Annotated in this window: 10 protein-coding genes; 4 read left to right on the forward strand and 6 right to left on the reverse strand. The window is 41.2% G+C overall.

What is annotated here, in order from left to right; genetic code table 11:
• Window positions 1-316 (forward strand): VOC family protein (locus ACN0UY_RS12455; RefSeq protein WP_417667502.1); only part of this gene is annotated, 316 nt, incomplete at its 5' end.
• A gap of 207 nt (window positions 317-523) precedes the next feature.
• On the forward strand, window positions 524-1,738 hold the full coding sequence (locus ACN0UY_RS12460; RefSeq protein ID WP_417667504.1) for a multidrug effflux MFS transporter: 1,215 nt from the start codon (window positions 524-526) through the stop codon (window positions 1,736-1,738).
• A 789-nt stretch (window positions 1,739-2,527) separates the two neighbouring features.
• Here the strand turns inward: ACN0UY_RS12460 and ACN0UY_RS12465 are convergent.
• Together ACN0UY_RS12465 and ACN0UY_RS12470 are read right to left on the reverse strand one after the other, a co-directional pair.
• Entirely contained in the window at window positions 2,528-3,199 is a 672-nt protein-coding gene (locus tag ACN0UY_RS12465; RefSeq protein ID WP_139253959.1) for a hypothetical protein, read from the reverse strand.
• Between the two features lie 86 nt (window positions 3,200-3,285).
• Entirely contained in the window at window positions 3,286-4,212 is a 927-nt protein-coding gene (locus ACN0UY_RS12470) for a LysR family transcriptional regulator (protein WP_091828012.1), read from the reverse strand.
• A gap of 89 nt (window positions 4,213-4,301) precedes the next feature.
• Between ACN0UY_RS12470 and ACN0UY_RS12475 the strand changes: the two genes are divergently transcribed.
• Entirely contained in the window at window positions 4,302-5,468 is a 1,167-nt protein-coding gene (locus ACN0UY_RS12475; protein WP_091828011.1) for an acyl-CoA dehydrogenase, read from the forward strand.
• A gap of 14 nt (window positions 5,469-5,482) precedes the next feature.
• Window positions 5,483-5,983 carry a flavin reductase family protein gene (locus tag ACN0UY_RS12480; RefSeq protein ID WP_091828010.1) on the forward strand — a complete coding sequence of 167 codons (501 nt, stop codon included), beginning with the start codon at window positions 5,483-5,485 and terminating at the stop codon, window positions 5,981-5,983.
• 447 nt (window positions 5,984-6,430) lie between these two features.
• Here ACN0UY_RS12480 and ACN0UY_RS12485 read toward each other — a convergent pair whose 3' ends face one another.
• From ACN0UY_RS12485 to ACN0UY_RS12500, 4 genes are all read right to left on the reverse strand, one after another.
• Window positions 6,431-6,778, reverse strand: coding sequence for an FKBP-type peptidyl-prolyl cis-trans isomerase (locus tag ACN0UY_RS12485; protein ID WP_417667508.1), 348 nt, complete (start codon window positions 6,776-6,778; stop codon window positions 6,431-6,433).
• Window positions 6,779-6,873: 95 nt separating this feature from the next.
• Window positions 6,874-7,155: a peptidylprolyl isomerase gene (locus ACN0UY_RS12490; protein WP_091828008.1), complete on the reverse strand. Its 282-nt coding sequence runs from the start codon at window positions 7,153-7,155 to the stop codon at window positions 6,874-6,876.
• Window positions 7,156-7,235: 80 nt separating this feature from the next.
• Window positions 7,236-7,733, reverse strand: coding sequence for an FKBP-type peptidyl-prolyl cis-trans isomerase (locus tag ACN0UY_RS12495; RefSeq protein WP_417667510.1), 498 nt, complete (start codon window positions 7,731-7,733; stop codon window positions 7,236-7,238).
• Between the two features lie 73 nt (window positions 7,734-7,806).
• Window positions 7,807-8,405 (reverse strand): SLC13 family permease (locus ACN0UY_RS12500; RefSeq protein ID WP_417667512.1); only part of this gene is annotated, 599 nt, incomplete at its 5' end.

Genomic DNA, 8,405 nt, shown 5'->3' on the forward strand with positions numbered 1-8,405 from the left:
TATCGATCATCCGGAGCCAGGCAAGTTTCACCATGCCTCCTTCTTCCTGGAGACCTGGAACGATGTGCTCAAGGCGGCGGACTTGATCTCCATGACCGATACCTCAATCGATATTGGCCCGACACGTCATGGGCTGACTCATGGCCAGACCATCTATTTCTTTGACCCGTCTGGCAATCGTAACGAGGTTTTCTGCGGTGGCGACTACCACTACCCGGACCACGAGCCGGTGACCTGGGATGCGGGCGAGCTGGGTAAAGCAATTTTCTATCATGATCGTCAACTTAATGAACGGTTTCTAACTGTATTGAGCTAGATCTGAAAAAACCATGACAATATTTACTGTTTTTCATGCTCTGAATTAATTAATTCAGAGCATTTTTAATACTGATGATTACTATGAATTATGCTCTTAATGATGGATTAACTCAGCTGTTTAGAAGGCAATGGAGGGTTTTAGCGAACTTTTTATAATTTTAATAATATATTATTAAAACCAATTCAACTGTGCGGATTATTAATAATGGTTAATGAAACTAGTGCACGGGAAAATAATAGGGGCCGGTTGTTTTTGTTGGTTCTTGCATCTCTTACGGCGCTAGGTCCTCTTTCTACCGATGCATATTTGCCGGCCCTTCCTATAGTCGCAGATTCTTTCGATGTTACTATACACAAAGTTGAGCTATCAATTAGCCTTTTTTTAATCGGGTTTGCAGTTGGGCAGCTTTTCGGTGGCCCATTATCAGATCACTTCGGTCGTAGAATATGCATCATAAATGGTTTGTTTTTATATATAATAGCAACAATTTTTATTGCATTTTCAGAAGATATTGAGGGTTTATGGTTCTTCCGTGCATTTCAAGGGGTTGTTGCTGGAATTACTGCTGTAAACGTACCTGCTATTGTTCGTGATATATATAGTCTGAATAAAGGAGCTCAGATACTATCTAAAGTCTCTATGATAATGATGGTTACACCTATAATATCTCCATCTATTGGTTTAGTGATAACTGAATTCTTTGGTTGGAGATCAATATTCATAGCGTTGTTTTGTTATGCATTATTGATTATTTTTTTTGTTGTTTTTTTCTTTAGTGAAACAAAAGATAATAACACTAATATAAATAAAATTGGCTTTGCGTATCGATACTTAATTATAATTCGTTCCCGAAAGGCGGTGGTAAATATATTTTCCATAGGTTGTATGTATGGAAGTCTTTTCTCTTATATAACTGCCTCTCCATGGTTATACATAGAATATTTTAATTTAAACCAGAAACTATACCCTTTTTTCTTTGCGGCCAATGTTTTTTCTCTTATTGCATTTAATTGGATAAATATACATTTTCTAAATCGCCATGATCTTGGGAAAATATTAATATTATCAAAGTTTTCTCAGTTTTTTATGTCTTTATTATTACTTATTTTCACGATTTCACTAACGGAAATTAATGTATATTTTTTATCTTTTATGATAATGACAGTCTTATGCTGGCATGGGATGCTTGTAGCCAACTCTATGGCTAGAATCACAAATATTTTTCCTAAAAATAGTGCTTCAGCAACAGCGTTAGCAGGATTTTTCGGCTTCACATTTGGCGCAATTTGCAGTGCGTTAGTTGGTTTCTTCGCAAATGAATCATTGATACCAATGGTGACTATTATGTTCACATGTTCATTACTATGCATCAGCGTAAGTGTGGTGTTTGATAGGGAATCTATGAGAAACATCATCTAAGGCTATTTCAACAGGTTTTTCTTTGTACCAGATGTTATGAAGTTTGCAGGATCTCCCTACTTTAACCGGATGTGATTGGTCTCTTCAGGTGGTAAAGATGGACTAGCTGTTAGCTCTTAACATCTGACAGCTCGAACAGCAGGACCAGACTGGTTTAGGTTATGCTGTTTTGCAGCAGTTGTTCCTGTGTCGTGAATATTGCTAGTGAGACCGCTCTCACCAAAATAAGCTTTATACAGCAATACGAATAATCTACTTTTTTGGCTCTCTGCACCCAGGGCATGTTTGTCGAATTAGATGGTCTTGGCTACGAGCCCTCATTCAGAACGATGTCGGCTTCATTGAGACACGCGTGTATATTTTAAAATAACATCGGATCTGACGGTGCAAGGTTCGGAGTGAAGGTGCGGTATCGGATGGTTTTATACAACGAAAATTTACTAACAGTCTTATGAAGCAACCTAGCAAGAGGATCTTATGGTCGGATAAATTTGGTTTAAATTTTTATATGTAGTTAAAGATATGGATGAGAGTTGTTGGTTATTTTTGGATAGTGATTTTCGATATGTTTCCAGGCGTTCCCATAGGATATAGGATCAACACGCTAATTAAACCCAAGAGCTTTTTATTACGGATAGGACAATAACTGAATTGGCGGTGCTAGCGAGTGTGAGTTGCTGCTGCATCCATGCGGCTTTGATCGTATGCAAGGAATATAATCTTCATGTGGTACACTGGATCACATCTCCTTAGCTGGATAACTACTACGTCAATTATATTTATCCCCTTTCAAGATTCGGCCATGATTGAATAGGTCTCCATTGCATAGTGCGTACATATTCCATCAAAGCGTGGAAATTTTTTGTAGTCTTCACGCATTTCATCTCTTACAGAACTCTTTAATGCTGAGTCAAAATCCCGTTTCGTTTGGAATGATACTCTATTGCATAATAAACTTCTGAAAATATGAGTACCTTCAGGATAAATCCATGCTAAAGGAGTATGAACTACAATTTGTTTTATATTGGGTAGTTTCTTCATTAACTCGACATGATTTTTAATATAATGGTTACACCATGCGGTATCATTATTTGTTATGCCTGTATATTCAACAAAGTAACTAAATTTTTTTTCTTCATCTATTGGGTTGTTTTTATATTCATATTCTCTTGTCAGTAGTATTTGTATTATGGGTTCAGAATATGATCCCATTGAATAAAGTTTTGATCTTATGTGATGTATCCCTTTCTCAAGAGATGACAAATCATCAAGAAAAAACTCTATGATATGGTGTTCGCTAACTCCATCATTGGTGTGTTTGTCTTCTACTGTTGAGGGGATATGTAGGAATGCTTTTTGACAGTCTAAAATATTTAATACTTCCTCTCTAAGAATTTTAATTAGCTCTCTTTTTTTAAATTTTCCGAGTCCATTTTTTTTTATAATACAACAAAAAGCCATAGCATACCTTCCCCCGTAATTTTCATGTGCTATGGTAATGCTTTATGTGAAGTAATATAAATTATTTTTATTTATAGTTGAAATTATCAGGGTTGATTTTCTCTAAAGTGCTCAATGAAAATTTCTTTCATCCAATTAATTGAAGGGTCGTCTTTATAAAGCATGTGATAATATATGTTAATTTCGATTCTATTATTATCCAAGTCGATATCATGTAAGATAAATGTTTTTTCCATGTTGTATCTTTTTGCTACAGATTTAGGAATTATAACACCAAAGTCTGTCTTGCTGATTATTTCAGGAGCTACTGTAAAGTTAGGAATGGTTAATGCAATATTTTTCTCATATTTACTATTTATTTCTTCTAGTAGGCCTGTGTGGCCAGTTATACTGCTGTTTATATTTAATAGTTTGATTTTGCTGATATCTATTTTATCAAGAGAGCTTTTGATAGATGGGTGTCCGTCTCGTACCATGCATATGAATTTGTCGAAAAATAGAGTTTCTTTTAATACCCTTCCGTTTATATTGTTACCAGAAAGATAAGGTAGGTTACCAAGAGCAAAATCCAGCTCACCAGCCCTCATAATTGGTTCGATTTTATCTTGAGTGATCTGCACGATATCAAGCTTTATTTTGTCAAGTATATTCTCTAATGCCATGCATAACGATGGGATGAAGAATATTTGTGACATATCTGACATTGATATTTTGAAGGTTTTTTTTGATGAGCCCTCTGCACTCAATACCATTTTTGACTTTAGAGATATATTAATTAGCTCTAGTGATTTTTTAAGATTAGGTGCGATACTGGTTGAAAGTTTTGTTGGTATCATCTTTCCATCTGAACGCACGAATAATGGGTCGTCGTAATATGCACGCATTTTTTTTAACGCGTGGCTAATCGCTGGCTGTGTTATATTAAGTCTTTCTCCTGCTATGGTTAAGCTACCAGTATCGTAAACAGTGCAAAATATTCTGACTAGATTCAAATCAAACGCTTTATTATTCATGATTATTCACATTATTAGTATCTGTTATTTGTCAGTAAGGTCAATTGATATTATACATGTTACTGTAATTTTTAACACGCGGATGATTTATGAAAAATATTGTAGACCTATACAAAGATGTTTGGATTGACGAACCAGGCAAGGCTGCTATTGAAGAGCTGTTGATAGCGGTGAAAGCTGGAAGAGATCAGTTCTCAAATCAACGCTATGTGCCAAATGAAATAGTCGATTTGATGAAAAAATCAGGCTTTTTCCGTGCAGCTGTTCCAAAAATGTTCGGTGGCATAGCAGACAATCCAATACCATTCTTGCGTGCAATTGAGCGAGTGGCTTCTGTCGATGGATCTGCAGCATGGGTTGCAAGTTTTGGATCATCTAACTATTACCTTGCAGCCTTACCAATTGAGACGCAAGCGATGATCTATAAGAATGGCCCAGATCAAATGTTTGCTGGTGGTTTGTTTCCCGTACAGCCAGCGATTAGAGAAGGTAATGGATGGATTATTAATGGTCAATGGAAATTCTCAAGTGGTTGTAAAACAGCTGATTGGATTGGGGTCGGTATTTCCGGGAGTACTGTTAATGGTTTTAATGATATGCCGCGTACCGCGATAATGCCCGCCTCTCAGGTTGAGGTTGTTGATAACTGGGACGTTGTAGGCATGGAAGGTACTGGCAGTCATGACTTGAGAGTAAATAATAAGTTTGTGACTGAAGATTGGACATTTCTACGTGGAGAAACTGCCAAAGTTGATGAACCACTGTATCGTATTCCTACTGTACCTTTTGCTGGTCAGGTACATACAGCAGTGCTTCTTGGATTGGCAGCAGGGGCAATCCAAGAACTTGTTGATATGTGTCAGGGCCAAACTACAACAGGAGCACCTAAGTTAGCAGATCGAGCATATTTCAGAATGGGTTTAGCAAGATCAACAGCTTCATATCTCAGTTGCCGTGCTTATTTTTATGAAGTATGTGAAAGAGTGTTTGAGGAAGTCGTTGAAGGTAATGAAATTAGCCAAGAACTTACGAACGAAATGAAACTTTCATCTGCTCATGCCGCTGAAGTATGTGGAGATGTTGTCAAGCGTTGTTATAACCTTTCTGGTATTAGTTCAATATATATGAACCGTCGTTTGCAGAAAATACTTCGAGACACAATGGTTGGTGTACAACACGCCCACATCAATGAGTCAGTATTTGATGGTGCTGGAGCAGTTATCAGTAACGTTGAACCATTTAAAGGCTATCTATAAAGAAGGATAATATTATGTCATTCGATAATAAAAAATTTCGAAAAGCTCTGGGACGATTTCCGACTGGTGTAACTGTTATCACAACTAAAAATTCTAATGGTGAAAAAGTTGGAGTTACGGCCAGTAGCTTCAACTCTGTTTCTATAGATCCTGCACTTATTTTATGGAGCATTGATAAGTCTGCATATAGTGCTAATGATTTCACTAACTGTGAATACTTTACTGTACATGTTTTGCGAGATGATCAAATTGAATTATCGAACCGTTTTTCACGTAAAGGATATGATAAATTCAGTGATGTGAAGCTCTTGGATGAAGCGTATCGCGCCCCCAGGTTGCATGAAAGTGCTGCATGGTTTGAGTGTCAGTCATGGAATGTTTATGATGGAGGCGATCATTACATCATAGTTGGTGAAGTGAAAGATTATGGATTCGATGATGTTTCTAGCTCATTAGTATTCCATGATGGGCGCTATGCTATAGCAGACATTCATCCTACTTTACAGTGCCAATGAAAATATAATATATTCATGTGACTTTTGTATCGCACGGATAAAAATATAGTTTTTAAAATTAATCAGGCACTATCTTTCTGGTGTTGAATTCTGGTGATGTTAGATCGACTATTATTAATATGATATTAAAAAAATAATATAAAATATATTTTATTTTTTGTATGCTCTGTTAAATTTTCGATGTAAAACGTTATGGTTTTATGATAATGGCCTACTTAAACAAAATTTAGCCAAAACCGCCCACAGCAAACCGATTTGCGGCTATATGCTGTGGGTTATCTTTCCTGAAGAAATGCTAATGAAGTCCATTCCATGATATCTTTATGGTCCTCAACCCTATCAATAAAATACTTATGGGGCAGCTTCTCACAGTTGTTGGCAGAGGATTTGGGCGTCTTCCGGTACGGGTAGTGGCGTGACCTGTCAAAAATATTTGAGCAAACCGGTCTACTCTCGATTCAGCACTTCCAGCAGCTCAATTTCAAAAATAAGGTTTGCGTTTGGCGGAATCTTGTCGCCAAAGCCTCGCTCACCGTATCCCAGTTCGGCCTGTACTTTCAGCTTGCGTGTGCCACCTTCTTTCATGCCTTTTAGGCCTTCAACCCAGGCGGCGATCACCTTCTTGCGGCTCAGGACAGTTTGAAAGGGCTGCCCCCTGTCATGCGAGGAGTCAAATTCGGTCCCGTCTTCCAGAAAACCGCGATAGTGCGCCGTGATCAACGCGCCGCCCTTCTTCACCTCGGTACCGCTGCCTTCGACAATATCCTCGATCAGCAGGTGTTCACATTCAGTCATGGCGTTTCCTGTCGTGAGCAATGGATTTCATGTTGTGGATAAATGAAAAGACTCTGGCGCAGCGTTAGCCGGCCAGAGCCCATATGTCACGATTTTCAGTCTTCGCGACTGGTTACTTCAAGCAGGTGGTAGCCAAACTGGGTTTTCACGGGGCCCTGTACTTCATTGATCGGGGCGCTGAAGACCACTTCGTCAAAGGCCTTGACCATCTGACCCGGGCCGAAGCTGCCCAGCTCTCCGCCCTGTTGGCCGGACGGGCACTGCGAGTGTGCCTTGGCGAGGGCGGCAAAATCGGCGCCATTGGCGATCTGATCTTTCAGGGACTGACATTCAGCTTCAGAGCTGACAAGGATGTGACGAGCGCTTGCACGTGCCATGGGTTTTCTCCGTAACAATTGAGTAATGAATTCAAACACGGTTTGGGCCTCTTTTCAGGCGGACGCGTTCGAGCAGACCATCAGTGATGATGACCACCGACGCCATGGGCATGGCCATGGGCAATCTCTTCGTCTGTCGCGGCGCGAACATCGACCACTTCTATATCGTAAGTCAGCGTTTTTCCGGCCAATGGGTGGTTGGTATCGACCAGCACCATTTTCAGCCCTGGCTTGATCACAGTTACCTGGCGCATACCTTGGTCGGTCTGCACAACGGCGACCATGCCAGCCTTCCAGCTGCGCACGCCCTTGGGCAGTCCTTGCAGGTGCTTCAGGGGAACACGTTGCTCCTGACCTTCCTGGCGTTCACCGTATGCCTGGTCCGGCGCCAGTGTCAGGTGCAGAGTATCACCGGCAGACTTGCCTTCCAGTGCGGCCTCGATTGCCGGCATCATGCTGCCATGGCCGTGGAGATACGCAATGGGGTCCGCCCCGTGGTTGGTTTCGATCTGGGAGTCATCGGAGTCGGTCAGCGTGTAGAAAAACTGAACCACTGTATTGTCGGCAATCTGTGTCAATGCAAACACCTCGTACGGCATAGAGTAAAAAAACGAAGTATCCGGTTATGAAACAGGCTTAGCAAGGAAAACACTACAACGGCCAAACCAGCAGAAGCAGTGGAATGCTGATTGCACAAACCAGCAGAGACACAGGTAGCCCAAGGCGCCAGTAGTCGCCAAATCGAAAACCACCCGGCCCGAGGATCAGAGTATTGTTCTGGTGGCCGATAGGTGTCAGGAACGCACAGGACGCCCCAATGGCTACTGCCATCAACAGGGCATCCGCGTTTACACCAAGCGACGCGGCGGTACCCAGTGCGATGGGACACATGGCCGCTGCAGTGGCCGCGTTGTTAACAACACTTGAAATGAGCATGGTGACGATCAGGATAAGCCCCAGAGCTGCAGGGCCGCTTCCTTGGGCAACATGCTGAATCAGCACGTCGGCAATCAGCGTGGCAGTACCGGTATTTTCCATTACAGCAGCAACCGGCATCAACGCTCCGAGCAGAATAATGACGGGCCAGTCGATGGCGTCATACACGGACCGAAGGGGAAGGGTGCGCAGCGCCATGGATGCCAGTACGCCAGCGGCAAAGGCAACGGCTGTTGGCAGCAGTGAAAAGGCAGCGCAAGCGACAGCAATCAGCATGATCAGCGTTGCAGCCAGGGCCTTGTTGCGATCGGGTA

It is taken from the genome of Pseudidiomarina sp., assembly GCF_048268165.1.
Lineage (GTDB): Bacteria > Pseudomonadota > Gammaproteobacteria > Enterobacterales > Alteromonadaceae > Pseudidiomarina.